A 21,699-nucleotide genomic window follows, 5' to 3' on the forward strand; every position below is an offset into this window, starting at 1 on the left:
TACCGTCGCGGCCCTGCTTGCTCATCGTGATCGCGCGTGTGCGGGCCCGTTCGGTGTCGTCGGGTTCGGGACCGTCCTGATCGAGCAGGAACAACCGCAACTCGGCGGTGTCTTTGAGTTCTTTGGGACCGACCCCGACCGCGACCCGGACCAGGTCGGCTTCGAACTGCTCACGAGTCGAGACGTCGACGAAGCCCGGTAGTCGGTGCACCGCATCGCGCAGCACCTTGATGTGATCCCCGTTGATCAACCCCGCGCCTTGGGCGGCAGCGACCACGGGCAGCTCCGCAGGCAACGGGTCCCCGGTCAACGAACGCCGTGGCCCCAACTCGGCGGCCTCACCGAGGCGGCGGCTGGCTTCGGTGGTCGAGAGCCGCCAGCGGATGCGCAGCACCTCGTTCCAGGTTTTGGCGCCCAACTCCTGCGCAGTGGATCCGGCTTGCAGGTGAGCCAGCAGCCGATGCGCCACCGAAGGCAGCTGGCACGTCAGGGTTTCGTACTCGTCGAGCACCGCGACCAGCTCAGCGCGGGTCAACGAACCGAAATCACACCCGGCGAACGCGTCGTACGCGGCGCGTAACCCCGCTACCGCCTGGACCGCACCCGCCACCATGAATCGAACATACATTCGACCACCGACAAGTTTCTGCGGCGCTGTGTCAGGGCGTATCGCGGTTGGGTAGCAGCGTCTCGTGTGCCGAGGACGTCGCGGCCCGGAACAGCACCGCGATCAGGGCCAACGCCCCGATTGCGGCGATTGGGATGGTCCACAGCCTGCGGGTCAGCACCGCCGACCCGCATTTGTCCACGTAGTCCTGGCCGGCGGCGTTGGCCTGCACGAGGTGGCTCGAATACCCGGAGCCGCAGGGGATCTGCATTCCGAACTGATCGAAGTCGTCGAGGTAGACCGGCAGGCTCAGTAGATACAGGCCGATGCCCAACACCACGGCCCCGGCGATGCCGATGTAGACGGCGCGAAAACTCACTACTCTTCCCCCTTCAGGTCATGCAGACGTCGGTGAACAACAACACCGGCCACGAGACGATCGACCCGAGAAAAGACACCACGGCGTCGAGGCCGCCCATCGACGGCAGGTGATCGGTGTGCGTGCCGGACCAGACCGTGCCGATCAACAGATACGGCACTCCCAGCACGACAGCGACGACGATGAGTTCGCCGAGTGCGACGCGGTAGGCCAGCAACCTCCGCAACTTGGCAAACACGCGACCCCCATCCGGCCTCAACCCGGTCTATGTTAACGCCTATTCTCTGCCGGATTACCATTTTGACCCGGCACTTCGGTCCGTTATGGTGACGGAATGGCGCGCATCTCGCCCCGGTCGATCGACAGTGGTGCCAGTGTTGTGCGGCGTCGACCCAAAGACCGAAAGGCGCAGATAGCGCGGGCCTCGGCGGAGTCTTTCAGCGCGCTGGGCTATCACGGCGTCAGCATGGAGGCCATTGCTTCGCGGGTCGGGATCTCCGCGGCCGCGTTGTACCGGCACTATTCCAGCAAGTACGAATTGTTCCGCGATGCCGTGCTCAACCTCAGCCAGCAACTGGTCGACGGTACGGCGTTCGCGGACGAGGCCGACGGGGACCCGCGGGAGCGGTTGCGTCTCATCGTCGCTGCGCTCAGTGACACCGCGTTGGTTAATCGCGAATCCGGCGGGTTGTACCGCTGGGAGGCGCGTTATCTGCGCGGCGACGACCAGAGCACCCTGGACGCCCAGGTGCGCACCGTGCACCGACGGATTCACCGGCCGCTGATGGAATTGCGACCCGAACTGAGTTCGCACGCCCGCTGGACCCTGTCGACTGCGGTGCTCGGCGTGATCGGCAGCGTCGTCGACCACCGGTCCAAGCTGCCCGCCGGTCAGATCCGCACGCTGCTCGCCGATATCTGCGACACCGTGCTGGCCGCCGAGTTGCCGGAGTTCCCCAACGCGACGGGTCCGGCGGTGACGCCGACACCCGTCGTGAGCACGACGAAATACGAAGCGCTGCTGACCGAATCGATGCGGCTGTTCAATCAGAACGGCTACCGCGACACCACCATGGAGGACATCGCCGCCGCGGTCGGCATGCCCGCCTCGGGGATCTACCGGTACTTCTCCGGCAAGTCCGACATCCTGGCGGCCGGGTTCCGACGCGCCGCCGACCGGTTGTCTTCCGACATGGCCGAGGTGCTCGGCGCGGCAACGGATCCCGAGCAGGCTCTGGGCGCGCTCATCGACGACTATGTGGCCCGCTCGTTCGACCACCCCGAACTCGACTACGTCTACTACACCGAACGCCTCAACATGACGCCCGCCGACCAGAAGATCCTGCGCGACCTTCAGCGGGCGGCGGTGGAATCGTGGGTCGAAGTGGTCATGCCGGTGCGCCCGCGGTGGAGTGCCGGTCAGGCGCGCTTCGCCGTTCATGCGGCGATGGCGTTGGTGATCGACTTGGGCCGGCTCATGAATTATCAGAATTCGGAGCAGGCCCGAGCCGTCGTCGCGGTCATGGTCGATATGACGCTGCTGGGCCGTTACCGGTTACGCACGGCGTTGCCGGCCAGGTAGGCCACGTAGCCGAGCGTGCCGATGGTGGCCAGCTTGCGCGTCTTGGGGAGCAGGAGGCCCAGGCCGATCGCGGTCTCGATACCACCGTTGGTGTAGATGTGCTTCTGCGTGTCCTTGGGGAACGCCGGCTTGGTGATCGACTCGAACAGCTGCGGCTTCACAAAATGTGAGACGCCGGCGCCGGCCACGCTGAGGCCGACGAGCTTGACCAGCTTGGAGTTCTTGCCCTCTGCCATGTGTGATCCTCTCTGATCAGGCAAATGTGTAGTCGCTCAACGGGAATCGTGAAGCTTCCGTGACGGCCCGGCGGGTCGTCATCGGTCGGAGCAGCGTTGCCTCGCCGCTCGGATTGAAATAGTACGACCGTGCCGATGCGCAGTTACCGAGGGTGAACAATGAGTCACCCAGCAACTCCGTCATCCGGTCCAGATAGCGGGCGTTGGCCTGTTCGGTGACCTCGAACGTCGTCGCCTTCCGGCGCGAGAGTTCACCGAACAACCGGTCCATCAGATGCATCTGGTACTCCATGGTGTTGAAGAAGTTCAGCCCCAGGAACGCGTACGGACTGGCCAGGCTCAGATAGTTCGGGAAGTACGGCATCGAGACACCCTGGTAGGCCTGGAACCGGGTCTCCCGCCACCACTTGCCGAGGTTGCGGCCATCACGCCCGATCACCTCGATCGCCGGGAAGTTGGCCTCCCACAGATCGAACCCCGTCGCCAGCACCAGGGTGTCGATATCGGTCCTGCTGCCGTCGGCGTTGACGATGCCCTGGGCATCGATGCGTTCGATGCCGTCGGCCTGCAGGTGCACATTCGGCTTGGTGAAAGCGCGGTAGTAGCCGTTGGAGAACGTCGGGCGCTTGCAACCGAAGTCGTAGTCAGGGGTCAGCTTGCGGCGCAGTTCGGGGTCGCGGATCGAGGCGAACCGGTGCAGCTTGGCCAGGTCGGCCGCGGCGATGTTGAACCGGCGGAAGTACCGGTGCTTGAGCACGGCGGTGTCGACCATGAACGCGTAGATGGCGTCGGTGACGGCGCGCACGGCCCGCTGGGTCAGCGGGACCTTGGCGAACAGGGCCTTGACCCCGGCGGAGAACTTCAGGTCGATCTTGGGCACGACCCAGATCGGGGTGCGCTGGTACACCGTCAGGTCAGCGGCCTTGCGAGCCAGCTCCGGAATGAGCTGAACGGCAGTGGCGCCGGTGCCGATGATCGCGATACGACGGCCGTCGGGCCGGTAGTCGTCGTCCCAGTCGGTGGTGTGGATGACCTTGCCGGTGAAGTCGGCGATGCCGGGGATGTCAGGTGTGTGAGGTTGCGACAGGAAGCCGGTGGCGGTGAGCAGGAAGCGCGCGCTCAAGGTCTCGCCACCGGCGACGGTTACTCGCCAGAGCGAAGCCTCGTCATCCCAGTGGGCGCCGTCGACGGTCGTGTTGAACCGGATGTGGCGGCGCACGTCGTACTTGTCGGCGACGTCGTCGGCGTACCGCTTGATCTCGGTGCCGGTGGAGAACAGCCTCGACCAGTTCGGGTTCGGTTCGAAGAAGTACGAGTAGGTCGTGGTCGGCACATCGACGGCCAGGCCGGGGTAGTGGTTGACGTACCAGGTGCCGCCGAGATCGTCCTCGCGATCCAGGATCACGAAGTTCTCGATGTCCAGCCGTTTGAGCTGGATGGCGGCGCCGATGCCGGCGAACCCCGCGCCGACGATCACTGCCTCGAATTCCCCCGGGCTCATGCTGCAAACAGTACCGCAGGTACCGGGTACTTTGTCGAGGGCTCAGTTGTCGTCGATGCGCGTCGGCGGGTCGGCGAACGGGGTGTCCCACGGAGCGATCTCGTGGCCGGGCCCCATCACGTCGCAGCGCTTGACCGGAACCAGGTGGGAGCTGAAGCCGCTCGGCACATAGCCCCAGGTCCCCATGCACCGCTCCCAGGTGCCGTCGGGTTGGACGGGCCCGTCGCACTTACTGATCACCGGCCCGCCGTACTGGCAGCCGGCGGCAGCCGGTGGCGCTGAGGTGATCAACCCGCCGGCTATCAGCGCAACAGCCACGCTGCCGACGATGCAGAGCTTCATGGGGTTCTCCGTCTCCGTGTGGGTGTCACCAGCGCTGTGGATCGCATTCCAGACCTGCCCGGTCCCAGCCGGCCAGATCGGCTGCGGCGGAGTAGGTCGATTGCAGGAAATCTAGCAGGGCACGGTCGGGATCGGAGGCAGTCCGCACCGCTTCGTACGGCAGAAGGAACTGCCGAAAGTCCGCGCTGTAGAACGCTGCGTCCGGGCCGACGCGATAGTCGGCGAAGCCTTCCGGTTCCGGATAGGCGTAGGCGTAGAACGCGCCCTCCTCGCCACCGCCCGGCCAGAAACCGCAACTGCTCAACTCGTGCGAATACCCTTCCACCATCACCCAATCCGCGCAGTTGGGTGCCCCGCCGGGGTGCTCGGGCGCGGGTCGACCGGAGAATCTGGTGCAGGCCATGTCGAACGAGCCCCAGAAGAAGTGCACGGGGCTGACCTTGCCGATGAAATGCGAACGGAAATCGTTGATCACCCGGTGCGACTGGACCAGTTGACGCCAGAACAAGTTGGCGGCTTCGGGGTCATACGAGGCGTGCTGGTGATCTTCGGCAAAGGGTATGGCCGGATCGACCTCATTGGGGCTTGCCGAGATTCGCGTTTGAATGTCCAGTTGCTGCAGAGCGGTCAAGGTTTCGTCGTAGAACTCGGCGACCGATTTCGGCTTCAACGCAACGGTGCGGGATCCGCCGTCGCTGGTACGGATCGTCAGCACATGGTCGATGAAGTCGAACTCCATGTCGAACAACCGGTTTCGATACGGGATCGACGACGTGGTCAGACCGCGCGGGCTCACGTAGAAGGTCACCTGCCACCAATGGTTGATCAGTGGTGAGTGTGTCAGCCGGATCTTCCCGACGATCTGAGTCCACATGTGCAGGGTGTCGCGGGTGGGTTCCCAATCGGACACCCGCAACGCGGGCCAAGGGTTGCCTGGACCAGCGTTCATGAGACTGATGCCACCTTCCGCCGTCGACGACTCGTGGTGACGCCAGCCTAGCTTTGCGTCACCGAGGTTAGAGGCGGAACGACGGCACCGCGTCGGGGATCAGAACAGCTTTGCGATCACCTCCCCTGCCTCGGCGTCTTCCACACAGGGCGTGATGTCGAAGGTGAGGAACTCGCTCCACTCCGCGACCGACTCGAACATGGTCTTGGCGTCGTCCATTTCGACGATGGCGAAGCCCTGGCCGTTCATGCCCCACCAACGGTGAAGCATCGTCGCGCCTTCCGGGACGGCGCCGGCGGTCTGCTTGAACTTCTCCACCGCATCCCGGTAGTTCGCCTGTGACTGAGTCCAGTGCACGATGAATTTCATGGCGTACTCCTTCTGGTGATCCGGGCCGGGATCGGCTCGGCGGCGATGACGGTGAAGGGGGTGTCCACCGGGAAGTCGTCGCGCAGGGACGTCACCGCGACCGCGCGCACGATGGTCGCCAGCGCCAGGGTGGCCTCCAGCATGGCGAAGTGATCGCCGACGCAGGACCGCGGTCCGCCGCCGAAAGGCAGATACTGCCAACGGTTTCTACCTGCTGAACGTTCCGGGCTGAAGCGGTCGGGGTCGAAGGTCAGCGGGTCGTCCCACAGTGCCGGGTCGCGGTGCATGACGTAGAAATTGACCATCGCCATCGTGCCGGCCTCGGCGCGGTAGCCGTCGACGATCACCTCCTCGTTGAGCGTCCGTGGGGTGCCGGCACCGGGTGGGCAGAGCCGCAGAGCTTCGTGCAGCACCCGGACCGTGTGTTCGAGGTGCGGCACATCCTCGGGCGTCAGAGTGCGATCGCCCAGCGCCGCGACTTCGTCGTACAGGCGGGACTGCAGCTCGGGATCGCGGCCCAGCGCCCACAGCGAATAACACAGCGTCGTCGAGGTGGTGTCATGCCCGGCGAGCATGAAAAGCACCAATTCATCGCAGATCTCGTCGTCGGCCAGCTCCCGTCCGGTGTCGGGGTCACGGGCCTCGATGAGCGCGCGCACCAGCGGTGCATCGCGGTCGGGATCAGCCCGCACCGCGGCGAGGATCTCGGCGGCCAGTTCATGCAGGCGGGCGTTGGCCGCCCTGGCCCGGCGTTGGCCGCCGGTGGGCACCCACTGCGGGAAGTTGACCGGACGGACCGCCCGGTCGGAAATCCAGGACAACGCGGTACGCAGTGCGGGGCCCACGTCGTCGGCGTTCTCGTCGAGATCCACGCCGAATACCGAGCGGCCCAGCGCCCGCAGCGTGAGCGTCCGGCACGCGACATCGAGATCGACCGTCGTACCGTCGCGCCAGCCGCCGGCGATCGAATCCGCCGCGGCGGCCATGTGCCCCGCATACCGTGGCACGTTCTGCTTGGTGAACATCGGCTGCAGCGTTCGCCGTCGCGGCAGCCAGCGCTCGTGTGGCAGGTTCAACAGGTTGCCGCCCATCAGCCGGCGCAGCTCGACCATGTTGAGGGCGGTGCCGCGATCGGCGATCGAATCGCGGCGGCCCAGGACATCCCGCGCGCCCTGCGGCGACGTGACCAACAGGACCGGGGGGACCAGCCATCGTGGGCCCAGCACCATCCGGCTGACCGGGCCTCCGGCGTCGCGCAGCCGCTGATGCCCCTCGATGAAGGACCGCATCGCCTTGATCGTCTGTCGGTAGGACAGCGGATTGCGTGGTGCGAGCGGCAGGGTGGCTGCGGCCCGGGTATCGATCTCGACCATGGATCGAGTGTCTGACCACGCGGTCCGGGCGGCCTAGAGTAGCGCGTTACCCTATTTTGCCGGTGCGGGAGTTTTTGCTGGTGGCGATGCACGTCACGCTACGGTCCCCGCGTTGCCAGGAGTCGGCCGTCGGGTACAGGACGAACAGCTGGACCCCGGATTCCGAGTTGGCCTCGGGGGCGTATTCGGCCAGTGCCGGGGCGCACTTGTCGGCGTACTTCACGACTGCGGCGTCGCCCGGGAAATCTCCGTCGGGCAGCGGCAGCACCGCGAACACCTCGCCCTTGTGCGGCTGATCGCATCCCACCGACTTGACGTACAACACCCGGCTGCTGTCGGGGATGTCGGCCAGACAATCGCCCGACCGAACCTGGCTGGCCTCGGTGGCGCCCCGGTCCCGAGCCAGATAGAACACCGCGCCGGCCGCCACCACGAGCGCGACCAGCACCACGACACCCAGCAGCACCCATTTGAGCGCAGGGGATTTCTTCGGCGTCGCCGAGAACTGGTCGGGGCCGGTGGAATACGGCTGCGGCGGCGGTGGCGGGTAGTTGTGGCCCTGCGGTCCGGGGCGACCAGTGGGGCCGGGCGGGTAGGTCATGGCTCGACGATATCGAGTGCCCGCAGCGCCGCATCCACCGCGAGGGCGGGCACGTCCAGGCGCTTGGATCCGAGGTCGTGGCGGGCGCCCTCGATGACTACGAGCTCGGTCGGTCCGCTTACGAGGCCCGCGGCGGCGGTGAGCTCCTCGATGGTGCCGAACGGATCGGACGTGCCGTGGGTGAACACCGTGGGCACCGTGATGTCGGGCAGATGCTCGGTGCGCGCGCGTTCCGGCTTACCCGGCGGATGCAGCGGGTAGGAAAAGAGCGTCAGCACGTCCGGACCTGCCCCGTTCGCCGCGACCATCGACGTCATCCGCCCGCCGTAGGAATGCCCGCCGGCGATCACCGGGCCATCGGTCAGACTGCGGGCCAGTGCGATCGCCTCCGCGATGCCCTCCTGATCGCCTGCCGCCGATCCCGACGGCGGTCCCTTGGGCCTGCGGCGGCGGTAGGGCAGGTTGTAGCGCACGGCCAGCCAGCCCCGCGACGCCCATTCGTCGCAGACCTTGACCAGCATCGCCGAATCCCGGTTGCCCCCGGCACCATGCGTGAGCACCACGACGCCCGTCGGGGTTGCCTCGGGTTCGTGAGCGACGCCGGCGATCGCGTCGAGGTTCACGGCTGCAACCGGAACAAGGCATTCACCGGGCCGTGGCCGTGGCCCAGCGGATAGTTGGCCCGAATACATTCGGTCACCCAGGCCTTGCCGAACTCCACTGCCTGCGGAACCGAATAGCCATGTGCCAGAGCGCAAGCCGTCGCCGCAGCCAAGGTGTCGCCGGCCCCGTGATCGTTGCCGGTATCGATCCGCGGCGCCGCGAATTCGTGGAATTCCGTGCCGTCGAACAGCAGATCCGGGCTGGCCGACGACGAGCGCAGGTGCCCGCCCTTGACCAGTGCCCACCGCGGACCGAGCGCGTGTAGTGCGCGAGCCGCGTCACGCTGCGAGGCCTCGTCGACGACCTCGATGTCGACGAGCAACCGGACCTCGTCGAGGTTCGGGGTGACCAGCGTGGCCAGCGGGAACAGCTCGGTGCGCAGTGCGTCGAGGGCGCTGTGGTGCAACAGCGGATCACCGTGCATCGAGGCGCACACCGGGTCGACGACCAGGGGCACTGCTCCCAGCCCCTCTGCCCGCCAGGTCTCGGCGATGGTGGTGATGATCTCCGACGACGCCAACATGCCGGTCTTGGCGGCCTGGATCCCGATATCAGTGACGACCGCCCGCATCTGGTCCGAAACTATGTCGAGCGGCACCTCGTGAAAACCTTTGACGCCCACCGAGTTCTGCACCGTCACAGCCGTCAGCGCGACACAGCCATGCAGGCCGAGCATGGCGAAGGTCCGCATGTCGGCCTGGATCCCGGCACCACCGCCGGAATCGGACCCGGCGATGGTCATCACCCGCAGCGGGGTCTCACCCGCAGGGGTCAACGGCAAGAAGTTCACTTGAGCCTCACGTGGTCAAGGGTAGATAGACGCGGTTGCCGTGGTCGGCGAACTCCTGCGATTTCTCCGCCATGCCGCGCTCGATATCCTCCGGGGCCACCCCGTCCGGGTAGGCATCGCGGATGTCCTGCGTGATGCGCATCGAGCAGAACTTGGGGCCACACATCGAGCAGAAGTGCGCGGTCTTGGCCGGTTCGGCGGGCAGTGTCTCGTCGTGGAACTCGCGCGCGGTGTCGGGATCCAACGACAATGCGAACTGGTCGTGCCAGCGGAACTCGAAGCGCGCCTTGGAGAGTGCGTCGTCGCGCTGCTGGGCGCGGGGGTGTCCCTTGGCGAGGTCGCCGGCGTGCGCGGCGATCTTGTAGGCGATGACGCCGTCCTTGACGTCCTTGCGGTCCGGGAGGCCCAGGTGCTCCTTGGGCGTGACGTAACACAGCATCGCGGTGCCGGCCTGGGCGATGATGGCCGCGCCGATCGCCGAGGTGATGTGGTCATAGGCCGGAGCGATATCGGTGGCCAGCGGGCCGAGTGTGTAGAACGGCGCTTCCTCGCACCACTCCTCTTCGAGTCGCACGTTCTCGACGATCTTGTGCATGGGAACGTGGCCCGGCCCCTCGATCATCACCTGCACGCCATGGGATTTCGCGATCTTGGTGAGCTCGCCCAGCGTGCGCAGCTCGGCGAACTGGGCCTCGTCGTTGGCGTCGGCGATCGACCCGGGTCGCAGCCCGTCGCCCAGGGAGAACGTCACGTCGTAGCGGGCCAGGATCTCGCACAGTTCCTCGAAGTGGGTGTACAGGAACGACTCGGTGTGGTGCGCCAGGCACCAGGCCGCCATGATCGACCCGCCCCTCGACACGATGCCGGTGACGCGCTTGACCGTCAGCGGGATGTAGCGCAACAGCACGCCGGCATGGACGGTCATGTAGTCGACACCCTGCTCGCACTGCTCGATCACGGTGTCGCGGTACATCTCCCACGTCAACTTGGTCGGGTCCCCGTTGACCTTCTCCAGCGCCTGGTAGATCGGCACGGTGCCGACCGGAACGGGGGAGTTACGCAGAATCCACTCCCGCGTCTGGTGGATGTCCTTGCCGGTCGACAGGTCCATGATCGTGTCGGCACCCCACCGGGTGGCCCACACCATCTTGTCGACCTCCTCGCCGATCGAGGACGTGACGGCCGAATTACCGATATTGGCATTGACTTTCACACCGAACGCCTTGCCGATGATCATCGGCTCGGCCTCGGGGTGGTTGTGGTTGGCCGGGATGACCGCCCGGCCCCGAGCTACCTCGTCACGCACCAGCTCTGGTGAAACGCCTTCGCGTTCAGCGATATACGCCATCTCGGCAGTGATCTCGCCGGCGCGGGCCCGCTGCAACTGGGTGCCGCGGTCTTTGTGTATCCCGGGCCGTGACGGCAGGCCGGAGTTCAGGTCGATCACCGCGCCGTCGTCGGTGTACGGGCCCGAGGTGTCGTACAGGTCCAGATGGTCCCCGTTGGTCAGGTTCACCCGGCGAAACGGCACACGCATCGTCGTGTCGTCATGATTGATCTCGCGATAGACCTTGGTGCTTCCGGTGATCGGACCGGTGGTCACTGATGCGTCGACAGTGCCGTCAACAAAAACGCTACTACTCATTTTCATCTCCCTACGCCGGCATTACCCGGTCAGGTTCTTACGGTCGACGGGCGTACCCGTCCTCTCAGTGCGCTCGTGCGCACTCCCGCGTGTGTGGTTTGCAGGGCCCAACCTAGCGCAGATGTACTCCGCTGGGTAGTAACGGTCATGTTTGGTGTGGGCAGGCCTTCGCGGCACTTACGCCGCGGATTGCAGTCACCAGGTGGCTGCAACCCGACACTTAGAGCATGTCTAATGAATGTGAATAGTGTTGCGGCACAAAGGGAGCCCTGACTTGGAGCGGAGAATCTACCGGGTCTCGGAACTGTCTAGGCCAGGGCTGCTATTTGCGGGCGTACAGCTGCGCCCGTGTCGAGTCGCGCAAATAGGGCCTGTCGGGCGTTCACGGAGCCATCGCCGGCCCACGGTTTCTGTGGGGTTCGAGCTGCGTTGGGAAATGCCGCCGTTTTCGACTCCAGGGTTGGCCGATCGCGTGGTTTGGCGACCCTCGGGTCGAAAACGGCGAGATTCGAGGCCCGCTCAGATTGCCCACACATGATTTGTATAGCTAATATATGTGTTTTACACGTATTGGGCCCAGCGCCCCTCGATTGCCACTAGAGCGAAGACGGAATGACGACTGAGATGACGAACGCGGCCGGAGGCGTCGACGCCGCCGAGGCCGAGACCGCCGACCGGCGCAAACGGATGGATCACGACCACCCCTTCTACAAGTGGGTGGTGCTGTCCAACACGACGTTGGGCATCTTGCTGGCCTCCATCAACGCCTCGATCGTGTTGATCTCGCTGCCGGCGATCTTCCGCGGCATCGGGTTGAACCCGCTCGCCCCCGGCAACGTCAGCTACCTGCTGTGGATGCTGATGGGCTACCTGGTGGTGACCGCGGTGCTCGTCGTGCCGTTCGGGCGTCTCGGCGACATGTACGGCCGGGTGCGCATCTACAACCTCGGTTTCGTGGTCTTCACCGTGGCCGCGATCGCGCTGTCCTTCGACCCCTTCCAGCTCGGTGGCGGTGCGGTGTGGCTGATCGCTTGGCGCGTAGTGCAGGGTGTCGGCGGCGCCATGCTGATGGCGTCGTCGTCGGCCATCCTCACGGATGCCTTCCCCGCCAACCAGCGCGGCATGGCACTGGGCACCAACATGGTGGCCGCCGTCGCCGGGTCATTCCTCGGACTGCTGATCGGTGGCTTCCTGTCCGAATGGCACTGGAAGGCCGTGTTCTGGGTGGGTGTGCCGATCGGGATCCTCGGCACGATCTGGAGTTACCGCTCGCTCAAGGAACTCGGTGTCCGCACCGCCGGGCGGCTCGACTGGGCCGGCACGCTGACCTTCGGGCTGGGCCTGACGGTCCTGTTGATCGGCATCACCTACGGCATCCAGCCCTACGGCGACTCGACCACCGGTTGGACCAGCCCGTGGGTGCTGGGCTCCATCGCGATCGGCCTGCTGCTGCTCGTGGCGTTCTGCACCGTCGAGTTGAAGGTGTCGTCACCGATGGTCGACATCCGACTGTTCAAATCGGCGGCGTTCGGTATGGGCAACCTCGCCGGGCTGATGTCCTCGGTCGGACGCGGCGGGCTGCAGTTCATGCTCATCATCTGGCTGCAGGGCATCTGGTTGCCGCTGCACGGCTACAGCTTCGAATCCACCCCGCTGTGGGCCGGCATCTACCTGCTGCCGGTCACCGTCGGGTTCCTGGTCGCCGCGCCGATCGCCGGGTCGCTCTCCGACCGCATCGGTGCGCGGCCGCTGACCGTCGGCGGCATGCTGCTGATGGCGGCCACCTTCGTGGCGCTCCTGATGATCCCGGTCAACTTCGACTACTGGGTGTTCGCGATCCTGGTGTTCCTCAACGGCCTCGGCGGCGGCATCTTCACGGCCCCCAACACCGCGGCCATCATGTCGAGCGTGCCGGCCGGTCAGCGTGGGGCGGCCTCCGGCGTGCGGTCCACGTTCTTCAACGCGGGCAACTCGCTGTCGATCGGCATCTTCTTCTCCCTGATGATCGTCGGGCTGGCCAACACGCTGCCGGCGGCGTTGACCAGCGGACTGACCCAGCAGGGTGTCTCGGCCTCGGTGGCCAACGACGTGGCGAACCTGCCCCCGGTCGGCAGCCTCTTCGCGGCCTTCCTCGGCTACAACCCGATGGCCGAGTTGCTCGCGCCGTACGACGCGCTGCACCAGCCGGGAGTGAACGCGGACGTCATCACGGGCCAGACGTTCTTCCCGCAGCTGATCACCGAGCCCTTCCACTCCGGTCTGACGGTGGTGTTCACCGCCGCGGCCGTGATGATGGTGATCGGTGCGGTGGCGTCGATGTTCAGCGCGGGCCGCTATGGGACGGAGGCGGGAGCCGACAACGAGGCCTGAGCGGCCGGCGACGGGGCACTGAGCAGCCGGTCAGCAAACCGATTTCCGGTCGCCTCGTGGGATACTCGCCGCCATGGTCGTTCAGACACTGGCCGCCGCCGGAAGCGCTGCAGAATCCGCGGGCTACGTCATCGGCACGCTGTTCATACCGGGGTTGGGGCTGCTCCTGCTCATCCTCGGCCTGGTTCGGCGTTCGTCGTCTAAGTCGAAGCCGAGCGGCCAGCCCGGATACCCGCCGAGCTATCCGCAGCCCGGGTACCCCCAGAGTTACTCGCAGGGTTACCAGCAGCCGGGTTATCCGCCGACCTATCCGCAGCAGGGGTACCCGCAGGAGGGTTACCAGCCCGGCTATCCGCAGCAGCCCGGGTATCCGCCGGTCCCGCCACAGCCATACGGCGCGCCACCGAGGAAGTCGGGCACGGCGATGATCGTGATCGGTGCAATTCTGCTCGTGCTCGGCCTGTTGGGGTTGGCCGGGCGGATGGCGTCACGCGCGGCGGAGTCGAGCTCGAGCTCAGGTTCCGGGGCCTCGAGCTCGGGCGGCTCTGGTGGCCTGGCGGTGGGAGATTGCATCACCGGCGACCAGTACGACAAGGCAGATATGAACCTCACCGCGGTCAGCTGCAGCGGCGCGGAGGCGATCTACGAGTTGGCGTCGAAAGGTGGCGGATCCGCGCCATGCCCGGACGGCAAACGGGACGACTCGAACTACGCCGTGCTCGTCAACGAGTCCATCACCTACTGCTTCATCTTGAACGTCGAGGAGGGTGATTGCTTCGACGTCAGCGAGGCGAGCAAGCGCGTCACTCCAGTGGAATGTTCCGACCCAGACGCAGTCACAAAAGTCGTAAAGCGGGTCGACGGATCAACAGACACCGCCGTATGTGGTTCTGGCGCGACGACGGTGACCTTCCCCAGGCCGGCAAGGGTCTACTGCGTGGAGGCGCCGTAGTAGCCCACCTACACTCGGGCTCGTGACCACCACACAGCGCCGCGGATTCAACGACGCCATCACGCGCTTCTGGAGTTTTGCCGCACCGGCCTACGACCAGGGCTGCCTCCAGCGGTGGGTGTACCGGCCCGCCCAGGACGAGGTGATCGCCCAACTGCAGGAGCGCGGGGCCCGTGCGATTGCCGACATCGCCTGCGGTACCGGCATCCTGGCCGACCGCATCCAGCGTGAACTACTCCCCGACGAGGTCTACGGCCTGGACATGTCCGACGGCATGCTCGCCCAGGCGCGCAAGCGGTCCGATCAGGTGCGGTGGAAGTCGGCCCCGGCCGAGGAACTGCCGTTCCAGGACGGCTTCCTGGACGCGGTGGTGACCACCTCGGCTTTTCATTTCTTCGACCAGCCCGCCGCGCTCGCGGAGTTCTACCGGGTGCTGGCGCTGGGGGGAATGGTGGCGGTGACGACGATGAGCCCGCGCCGCACCTTCCTGCCGTTGCATGCGCTGTCGGCTGACTTGGGTGCACCCGCGCACAGTCCCACCGAGCCGGAGATGCGCGCGCTGTTCGAGGCGGCCGGATTCACCGTCGCCGAACAACATCGGGTACGCCGGCCGGTATGGACGCCGATCTCCGACGCCATCACTGTGGGCGTGAAGCCCGCATGACCGAGAACGACGACAGCCAGCCTCAGATCAGCGGTTCGGTGCAACTGCGCCGCGACCGCTGTGCCACCACGACCGCCGATCAGCGGCTGCTGGACCGGCGCGGCCCCACCGACTGGGTGCACACCGATCCGTGGCGGGTGATGCGCATTCAGGGCGAGTTCATCGACGGTTTCGATGCTCTCGCCGAAATGCCGAGGGCTGTCACCGTTTTCGGGTCGGCCCGCACGGAACCGCACTCACCCGAGTACCGGTTGGGCGAGGAACTGGGTATCGCGCTGGTGCAGGCGGGCTACGCGGTGATCACCGGCGGCGGTCCTGGCTCGATGGAGGCGGCCAACCGCGGCGCCAGCGAGTCCGGCGGCTACTCCGTCGGACTCGGTATCGAACTGCCCTTCGAGCAGCGCCTCAACCACTGGGTGGACCTCGGCATCAACTTCCGCTACTTCTTCGTCCGCAAGACCATGTTCGTCAAATATGCCCAGGCCTTCGTGTGCCTGCCGGGCGGATTCGGCACGCTCGACGAACTGTTCGAGGCGTTGACCCTGGTGCAGACCCACAAGGTCACCCAGTTTCCGATCATCCTGCTGGGTGTCGACTACTGGTCGGGTCTGATCGACTGGATCCGGAACACCGTTCTGCCCGGCGGAAAGATCTCAGAATCCGATCTGGCCCTGCTTCATTGCACCGACAGCGTGGCCGAAGCCGTCGAACTCATCACTGCGTCGGCGCGCTAGCCGAGGAATAGCGGCGCGGCTTGCCGGGCCCCAGCTCGGCCAGCGTCGCCACGTGGGTCACCTCGATGGGCTGTCCCAGCAGCAGAACCAGCGCCTCGGCCACCCGGTGCCTGTCACCGGACGCGATCACCGCCGAGACGCGACCCTGCGCATCCTGGTCGACGCGCCACCCGCGGGCACCCGCGGCCTGCAGCTGCTGGGTGAGGTCGACGCACGGCACCGCGATTCCCGAGGCCGACACGAAAACCGTTGCCTCCCTGCCCTCCAGATCGGCAAGAGCGGGCCGGCCACGATGGGTGACCAGCCGCGCATGGTCACCGGTGCGGTAGCGCACCAGCGGCAGAAACTGGTTCTCGCCGCACGTCACCACGACCTCACCGCCCAGCACCTCGACATGCACGCGGCGCTCAGCCAGCACGAATGGTCCGCCGTCGTCGCTCACCGCGATGGGTCGGGTCTCGTGCAGGCCGTAGACGTCGAGGACCGGGCAGTCGTAGGCCGCCTCGAGTGCCCGGCGCAACGGCGCCGTCAGTGTCATCGCCCCGGAGATCAGGGCCAGCGGCCGCAATACGGCGGCGAGACCGGGCTCGAGCAGTGCCTCCAACGACGTGGGAGTGCCGCTGATCACCTGCGGATCGGTGTCCCGCAGATACGCATCGCGCTGTGTGGACCCACCTGCCCAGGCGGCCGGATGCAGGTTAAGCCGGGCCATCAACGCCTCATCGAAGCCCGGGATCACCGAGGTATAGGTGAAGGCCTGCCGCTGAAACACCGTCTGCACCAAGGCCACCCGATGGTCCGTCGGCTCCCACTCGGCTCCCACCAGCCCGCGCAGCCAGTGAAATCCGCGAGCCAACTCGTCCGGGTCGTCGGGCATCACCAGGGCGGCGCCGGTACTGCCCGAGCTCGTGCCGTGCAGCATCCGGCTGAGGTCGGCGCCGGGCGGGACGAACGCGGCGATGTCGTCGACCAGGTCTTCACGCCCGATCAGCGGAAAGTCGGTGAGACTGTCCAGCGGACCCGCGTGGCGGCGATAGGCGGGCAAGGTGCGGGCCAGTGTGAGATGTTGCGGCAGCCAATCATCAAGGGGCAGTTGCCGGGTGGCGGCTTGTTGTTCGGCGGGGGTGAGCCGGTGCCCGACCCGGTGGCGCCAGGCCGGTGCGTGCGGGTGCTGTTCCAGGGCTGCCAGCCGCTTCCGCCCGGCCACCGACAGACCGGGCCAGCGCTGCTCATCGGTCAGCGCTACCTGGCCGAACGGAACATAATCCTCCAGCCCCAGCGGATCGTCACTCACTGTTGTACCGTGCCGCAGCTTCTTTCGCCTTGGCGTCGGCCAGGCGGCGTTGTACGGCCATGCGATGTTCGTGATCGGCCAATGCCTGCGCCAATGCGCCTTCGCGTCGCACCGAATCGCGCATCTCGAACAGCGAACGGGCCTGCTGAACGTCCTCTCCGTACGGCAGCAGGCCGTTCCACAGCAGGAAGGTGCGCACCGCCTCGTCGCGGCGGTCCGCATCGCTGAGCCACCGGCCCGGATCGACCAGCGGTGCCACCCGAAATGCCAACGCCAACAACGCCGTCGCAGCCTTACGGTCGTCGAGTGGTGCGGTGAACGGACCGATCATCTCCGCGCTGGCGAACAACCACAACCCGATGGCGGCGCCCCGCCGGGACGCCGGAGAGCCCCTCTCGGCGATGCGCTGGGCGGCCGCGGCGCAACCGGTGTGGTTGAACACATCGCACGCCAGCGCCACCACATCGACGGTGTCGGCGAGAAACGGCTGCGGCGTGCTCGCCATCCGCGCCGCAACCTCGTCGACTCCTGCGCCGGGCTTCAGTGTCGACCACACCGCCTGCTCGTCCAATTCCTCGGCGAACCAGTTCGCCAATTGTTCAGCCACGCAGCACCTCCCGCCGGTACCCGGCGATGTGCGCGGCCAGCCTCGCGCACACGGCCGGCGCATCGGACATGTTGTGCAGGTAATCGACGTCGTACCCCGCCTCGGCGGCCGGCCCGGCCACGGAACGGGACCGGTTCTGTACCAGCAGCGTGGCGGTGTCGAGTTGCCGCCGCACCGCCGCCGCCACCCCGGCGTACTCCTCCTGGCCGGCGCCGAACAGCGACATCAAACCGTCGTCGGACAGCACCACCAAGTGGCGCAGTTCATGAGGATCGTGGTCACCGGGTGGATACCGGTGCGCCAGCAGATCGAGGGGAAACACGGTGCCGCCGCTGAAGAACGTCGTCAGCTGGCGCATGATCTCCGACCGGTCCCGGGTGTACACGCTGTCCCCGGCGACCTGGCCCCGGCCCGACCATGACGTGACCCGAACCCGCCCACCGCCTTTGAGTACCGACAGCACCAGGATCATCCCGGCCAGCACGGCAGAGGAACCACGCTGGGGGCTCGGCATCGAGCCGGACGAGTCGATATAGAGATCCAGCGTCACCGCCTCGGTGGCGGGGGCAGGATCGTCGGGAAGTTGGGTGCGACGACGCGTCGTCACCCCGGGCACCACCACCGGGTTCACCGCGAGGGTCGCCGGCCAGTCCAGCTCTGTGGCATCGTCGCCGAGCTCCCACGTCTCCAACGGCCCGGGGATCCCTTCGTCGGCGACGCCGCGCCCGGATTGCAGCAGCGGGCGGATCCAAGGCCGGGCCTGCGCCTCGTACCAGGCCAGCATCACGGCGTTGGGATCGGACCCATCGAACAAGGCCAAGGTCTCTGCGACACCGTAACTTTGGCCCGGAGACTGGACCGTCGGAGGGGCGCCGACCGCGGCCGCCGCGGGGTGAACCGGCGGCTCGTCGAGTCGTGGGTCGGCCAGCACCTGCGCGAGTTCGGCTGCCGTCGCAGGTGCTCCGCCCTGTTCGGCGCATCCGCCGGCGGGCAGAGCGGCACCGTCGGCGATCATGGACTCCAGCACCAGGTAGGGCACCAGGACCATGCCGAAGGTAAGCGCACCGCCCACCGGGTCCGCCCCGAAGGTCCGGATCGCCTGTGCCACGTACTCGGCGTCGGCGACCGGTTGTACTGGCTGGCTCAGCAATAGTTCGTCCTGGATGGCGCGCACCCGCATGGCGGCTACCCGGTGGGCACGTTCCTTCTCCTGAAGGTCCTCGCGGACCATCGACACGTCGAGCGTGGCCGGGTCGACGTGCTGGCGGGCCCGCACGTCTTCTCGAACTGCCTTCGGTACAGAAGGGGGATCGTTGGGGCACAGCGTGTTCGACGGCAGCGACCACAGCAACTCGTAGGCGCGCATGAGTACCCACCAGGCTGCATTCGACACCGGCTCGCGGGCGGTCAGCGTGCGCCACAACGTGATCATGTCCGGCTCGGTGCCTGGATGCTGCCTGCGCTGCATGCGGACCACCCGGTCGTTGATGAGCAGATCCGACCACAGATTGGACAGATGCCGGGCCGTGCGGGTGACGGGGATGGCGCGCCGCGGGTCGCTCGCCACGATCGCCCGGGCCATCTGTTGCATGAGCTTGAACGACACGATGCGGGTGCTCGGAGACAGCACGTGATGGCCGATCTCATGGGCGAAGACGCTGACCAGGTGATCTTCGGCGCCGTGACGGGCCAGCTCGTCGACGTCGATCGAGATCGACGGCGGAAACGAGAACCAGGCGAATGTCCCGGTCGCGCTGTCGCGCACCATGTTCGGCGGATGGAGTTGCACGCCCCACAGGTCGAGTGCGGCCCGCCAGGCCACCAGTTCGGGATCGGTCGGCGCCCGTCCGGTCATGCCGGCCAGATCTCGGCCAGGTACGAGGTCGGGCGCACCACCAGCTGCGCCGTGGCGGGTCCGTCGGTCGGCGGGCCGGGTGCGGCTGCGTCGGAAATGAGGTGGCCGAACACGTCGGCATCGATCTGCCGCTGCTGCGCGCCGACATTCACCGTCCACCTGCCGGGCCCACGCGGGGAGGGATCGGTCGGCGGCTGGTCCCACCTGCCGCCGAGGCCGGTGAAACCGCCGATCCGCGCGATCAATTGACCGGGTGGGCGCAACGGCCAGTAGAACCGGTCGACTGCCTGCCCATCGGTGAACGGGACGACCGCGTCGACCGGAAGGCCCAGGACCGACGCCGCGAGGTTGACGGGGAGCAGCTGCAGACGGGACAATGCATCGTCGCGGATCCCCAGCACCCCGGCCCGCCAGGCGGCCACCGCGGCGACGTTGAACATCACGTCCCGCGCGGCCGAAATGCCGCGCAGGGCATGGCGGTACCGCTGCGGATCACCGCCGAAGCGGGCCACGTTGTCGGCCGAGATGGCCAGATCGAGACCGGGCACCGCGGGCAGCTCGGCGGGCGTGGGCAGGTCCAGGTTGACCTGGTGGTACGCCCGGGCAATCACCGGCCGCTCTCCAGCCAGTGCAGATAGTTCGAATACCGTTGGTAGAGATACTTCAACGCGACCAGATCGTCGAAATCCCGGCCGTAGATCTTGCCGACGCCGGAGACCGCCAGGATGCGAGCCTCGATCGTGGTGAGGCGCCGCGACACCTCGAGAGCGTCCAAACCGTCGAGGCCGCGGCCGAACTCGTCGAGCAGCTCGGCCACCGGATCATCGCCGTCGCGCTCCAGTGCGACGAACTCCCGGCATGAGGTGTCGAACAGATCGGTCAGCCAACTCGCCGGATCCGATGCCAGTTCCCGGTCCGCGCCGGTGTCGAAGCGGGGATGGGCCGTGTTCGGTAACAGCTTGCCGCGCAGGGCGAACGGAACCATCGCCCGCACGTCCTCGAGGGTGACGGTGTCGTTGCCCCGGAACCAGGCCAGCGCCTTGGCGTAGAGCACCAGGTTCTGCAGGGAGCGCACCGACACCCCGTTGACGGTCTGCGCGCCGAGATCGATCTGCAGATCGGCGCCCGAGTTGGCGTCGATGATCTGCTCGACCTCGAGACCGGCGGTGGCCACCACATCCTTGGTCCGGTACTCGAAGCGGCGGCCACCGTGCTGGACGAACTCGAAGTGGCTCACGAAGAACTCCAACCGGCGGCGTACGTCGGTGGGCACCGGAATCGCCCGGATCGCCCGGACCATCTCCGCCTGCTCGGCTGCACCGAACACCAGCTCGGCGGGCACGTTGTCCTCCGGCCGGTCCCCGGCCTCCACCCGGCTCACCAGCTCGTCGAGGAACCGGCTGTTGAAACCGAACGCCTGCACGGTCACGTCGATACGGTCGCGCAGCGCCTGGATCACGGGGAAGGTGCCGCCACCGCCGTCGTCGTTGGCGGTGAAAAACCAGCTCTCCACCCCGTGTTCCGGTGCGGTGACGTGCATCTGGTCGTGGCTTTCCACATAACCCTCGGCGACCATGGTCAGCAGCGCCGACTGGGTCTTGGTCGGAATCCGGTTGTACTCGTCGAGGATCTTGACCGGCGCGGTCAACCAGCTCTTCCAGGCGATGGTGATCTCGTCCAGGCTGCCGGCCTGCACCAGATCACGGGGCAACGGGATCCCGACCAGATCACCCACCGTCAGCTGCGGCTGGCCCTGCTGGACGTGGCGGCGCACGTCGGCGGGGGTGGACCCCGCCAGCACTCCCATCAGGACCGCCAGGGTGGTCTTGCCGCGGCCCGGTCCGCCGATCAGCAGGCAGCGTCCGCCGACCGCGAAAGTCAGCAGCGGGACAAGGACATTGGAGGAGTAGGCAGGTTGCCTGGGCAGGCTCAGGGACGCACCCGCGTCACCGAGCGGGTAGTTGACGGTCGTGTCCGAGCCGAATTCGACGTCGTAGAACGGGGAGATGACGGCCTTGTTGATCAGCCAGAAGTAGGCGCGGCGCAGCTTCTCGTCGAGAGTGACCGTCGGCTCCGTCGGTGGCGTGAACAGATCGGCGGCGGTGAGGCCGGCGGCCGGCGCGTGGCCCACGGGCAGGGTCGGCGATTTGGATACCGCGCTCCACCTAGTCGTCATCCGGCCCCCT

Annotated in this window: 23 protein-coding genes and 1 riboswitch; of the genes, 5 read left to right on the plus strand and 18 right to left on the minus strand. The window is 66.7% G+C overall.

Annotated features, from left to right (window positions below):
* The 3 genes from AC4LGL_RS19955 to AC4LGL_RS19965 form a co-directional block, all read right to left on the minus strand.
* Window positions 1-628 (minus strand): DUF222 domain-containing protein (locus AC4LGL_RS19955; RefSeq protein ID WP_491840282.1); only part of this gene is annotated, 628 nt, incomplete at its 3' end.
* A 31-nt stretch (window positions 629-659) separates the two neighbouring features.
* Entirely contained in the window at window positions 660-986 is a 327-nt protein-coding gene (locus AC4LGL_RS19960; protein ID WP_491840283.1) for a hypothetical protein, read from the minus strand.
* A 13-nt stretch (window positions 987-999) separates the two neighbouring features.
* Window positions 1,000-1,224 (minus strand): hypothetical protein, encoded by a 225-nt coding sequence (locus AC4LGL_RS19965; protein WP_064880536.1) that lies wholly within the window; start codon window positions 1,222-1,224, stop codon window positions 1,000-1,002.
* Window positions 1,225-1,320: 96 nt separating this feature from the next.
* Between AC4LGL_RS19965 and AC4LGL_RS19970 the strand changes: the two genes are divergently transcribed.
* Window positions 1,321-2,568: a TetR/AcrR family transcriptional regulator gene (locus AC4LGL_RS19970; protein WP_491840284.1), complete on the plus strand. Its 1,248-nt coding sequence runs from the start codon at window positions 1,321-1,323 to the stop codon at window positions 2,566-2,568.
* Here AC4LGL_RS19970 and AC4LGL_RS19975 read toward each other — a convergent pair.
* The 10 genes from AC4LGL_RS19975 to thiC all read right to left on the minus strand — a co-directional run bounded on the left by AC4LGL_RS19975 (window position 2,535) and on the right by thiC (window position 11,037).
* Entirely contained in the window at window positions 2,535-2,804 is a 270-nt protein-coding gene (locus tag AC4LGL_RS19975; RefSeq protein ID WP_004571515.1) for a DoxX-related protein, read from the minus strand. The genes AC4LGL_RS19970 and AC4LGL_RS19975 overlap by 34 nt on opposite strands.
* A gap of 16 nt (window positions 2,805-2,820) precedes the next feature.
* Window positions 2,821-4,305 carry a flavin-containing monooxygenase gene (locus tag AC4LGL_RS19980; protein WP_491840285.1) on the minus strand — a complete coding sequence of 495 codons (1,485 nt, stop codon included), beginning with the start codon at window positions 4,303-4,305 and terminating at the stop codon, window positions 2,821-2,823.
* A 42-nt stretch (window positions 4,306-4,347) separates the two neighbouring features.
* Window positions 4,348-4,647, minus strand: coding sequence for a CDGP domain-containing protein (locus AC4LGL_RS19985; RefSeq protein WP_491840286.1), 300 nt, complete (start codon window positions 4,645-4,647; stop codon window positions 4,348-4,350).
* Window positions 4,648-4,672: 25 nt separating this feature from the next.
* Window positions 4,673-5,596: a DUF5996 family protein gene (locus tag AC4LGL_RS19990; protein WP_491840287.1), complete on the minus strand. Its 924-nt coding sequence runs from the start codon at window positions 5,594-5,596 to the stop codon at window positions 4,673-4,675.
* 99 nt (window positions 5,597-5,695) lie between these two features.
* Window positions 5,696-5,965, minus strand: coding sequence for a DUF3303 domain-containing protein (locus AC4LGL_RS19995; RefSeq protein WP_491840288.1), 270 nt, complete (start codon window positions 5,963-5,965; stop codon window positions 5,696-5,698).
* Window positions 5,962-7,338: a cytochrome P450 gene (locus AC4LGL_RS20000; RefSeq protein WP_491840289.1), complete on the minus strand. Its 1,377-nt coding sequence runs from the start codon at window positions 7,336-7,338 to the stop codon at window positions 5,962-5,964. Before AC4LGL_RS20000 ends, AC4LGL_RS19995 begins: the two co-directional genes overlap by 4 nt.
* Before the next feature lie 46 nt (window positions 7,339-7,384).
* Complete coding sequence (locus tag AC4LGL_RS20005) at window positions 7,385-7,939, minus strand: septum formation family protein (RefSeq protein WP_491840290.1); 555 nt, start codon at window positions 7,937-7,939, stop codon at window positions 7,385-7,387.
* Window positions 7,936-8,562, minus strand: coding sequence for an alpha/beta hydrolase family protein (locus AC4LGL_RS20010; protein ID WP_491840291.1), 627 nt, complete (start codon window positions 8,560-8,562; stop codon window positions 7,936-7,938). The genes AC4LGL_RS20005 and AC4LGL_RS20010 overlap by 4 nt, the downstream gene beginning before the upstream one ends.
* Entirely contained in the window at window positions 8,559-9,392 is an 834-nt protein-coding gene (thiD, locus tag AC4LGL_RS20015) for a bifunctional hydroxymethylpyrimidine kinase/phosphomethylpyrimidine kinase (protein ID WP_491840292.1), read from the minus strand. Before thiD ends, AC4LGL_RS20010 begins: the two co-directional genes overlap by 4 nt.
* A 7-nt stretch (window positions 9,393-9,399) precedes the next feature.
* The gene (gene thiC, locus AC4LGL_RS20020; protein ID WP_491840293.1) at window positions 9,400-11,037 is read right to left on the minus strand and encodes a phosphomethylpyrimidine synthase ThiC; all 1,638 of its coding nucleotides are present in this window, start codon (window positions 11,035-11,037) and stop codon (window positions 9,400-9,402) included.
* Window positions 11,027-11,136, minus strand: a riboswitch (TPP riboswitch). Its footprint overlaps the gene before it by 11 nt.
* Window positions 11,137-11,649: 513 nt before the next feature.
* On the opposite strand from thiC, the gene AC4LGL_RS20025 reads away from it, so the two are divergent.
* From AC4LGL_RS20025 to AC4LGL_RS20040, 4 genes are all read left to right on the plus strand, one after another.
* A complete protein-coding gene (locus AC4LGL_RS20025; RefSeq protein WP_491840294.1) occupies window positions 11,650-13,407 on the plus strand; it encodes an MFS transporter in 1,758 nt (585 codons plus the stop codon).
* A gap of 73 nt (window positions 13,408-13,480) precedes the next feature.
* A complete protein-coding gene (locus AC4LGL_RS20030) occupies window positions 13,481-14,359 on the plus strand; it encodes an LppU/SCO3897 family protein (protein ID WP_491840295.1) in 879 nt (292 codons plus the stop codon).
* A 22-nt stretch (window positions 14,360-14,381) separates the two neighbouring features.
* Window positions 14,382-15,023 (plus strand): class I SAM-dependent methyltransferase, encoded by a 642-nt coding sequence (locus AC4LGL_RS20035; RefSeq protein WP_491840296.1) that lies wholly within the window; start codon window positions 14,382-14,384, stop codon window positions 15,021-15,023.
* Window positions 15,020-15,757: an LOG family protein gene (locus tag AC4LGL_RS20040; protein ID WP_491840297.1), complete on the plus strand. Its 738-nt coding sequence runs from the start codon at window positions 15,020-15,022 to the stop codon at window positions 15,755-15,757. Before AC4LGL_RS20035 ends, AC4LGL_RS20040 begins: the two co-directional genes overlap by 4 nt.
* On the opposite strand, the gene AC4LGL_RS20045 is transcribed toward AC4LGL_RS20040, so the two are convergent.
* The 5 genes from AC4LGL_RS20045 to AC4LGL_RS20065 are packed head-to-tail and all read right to left on the minus strand — an operon-like array spanning window position 15,738 to window position 21,689.
* Entirely contained in the window at window positions 15,738-17,051 is a 1,314-nt protein-coding gene (locus AC4LGL_RS20045) for a phenylacetate--CoA ligase family protein (RefSeq protein WP_491840298.1), read from the minus strand. The genes AC4LGL_RS20040 and AC4LGL_RS20045 overlap by 20 nt on opposite strands.
* Window positions 17,044-17,658 carry a hypothetical protein gene (locus AC4LGL_RS20050; protein ID WP_491840299.1) on the minus strand — a complete coding sequence of 205 codons (615 nt, stop codon included), beginning with the start codon at window positions 17,656-17,658 and terminating at the stop codon, window positions 17,044-17,046. The genes AC4LGL_RS20045 and AC4LGL_RS20050 overlap by 8 nt, the downstream gene beginning before the upstream one ends.
* Entirely contained in the window at window positions 17,651-19,513 is a 1,863-nt protein-coding gene (locus AC4LGL_RS20055; RefSeq protein ID WP_491840300.1) for a vWA domain-containing protein, read from the minus strand. Before AC4LGL_RS20055 ends, AC4LGL_RS20050 begins: the two co-directional genes overlap by 8 nt.
* Window positions 19,510-20,124, minus strand: coding sequence for a hypothetical protein (locus AC4LGL_RS20060; RefSeq protein ID WP_491840301.1), 615 nt, complete (start codon window positions 20,122-20,124; stop codon window positions 19,510-19,512). Before AC4LGL_RS20060 ends, AC4LGL_RS20055 begins: the two co-directional genes overlap by 4 nt.
* The gene (locus AC4LGL_RS20065; protein ID WP_491840302.1) at window positions 20,121-21,689 is read right to left on the minus strand and encodes an AAA family ATPase; all 1,569 of its coding nucleotides are present in this window, start codon (window positions 21,687-21,689) and stop codon (window positions 20,121-20,123) included. Before AC4LGL_RS20065 ends, AC4LGL_RS20060 begins: the two co-directional genes overlap by 4 nt.
* Window positions 21,690-21,699: the final 10 nt, after the last annotated feature.

Source organism: Mycolicibacterium arcueilense (assembly GCF_058536225.1).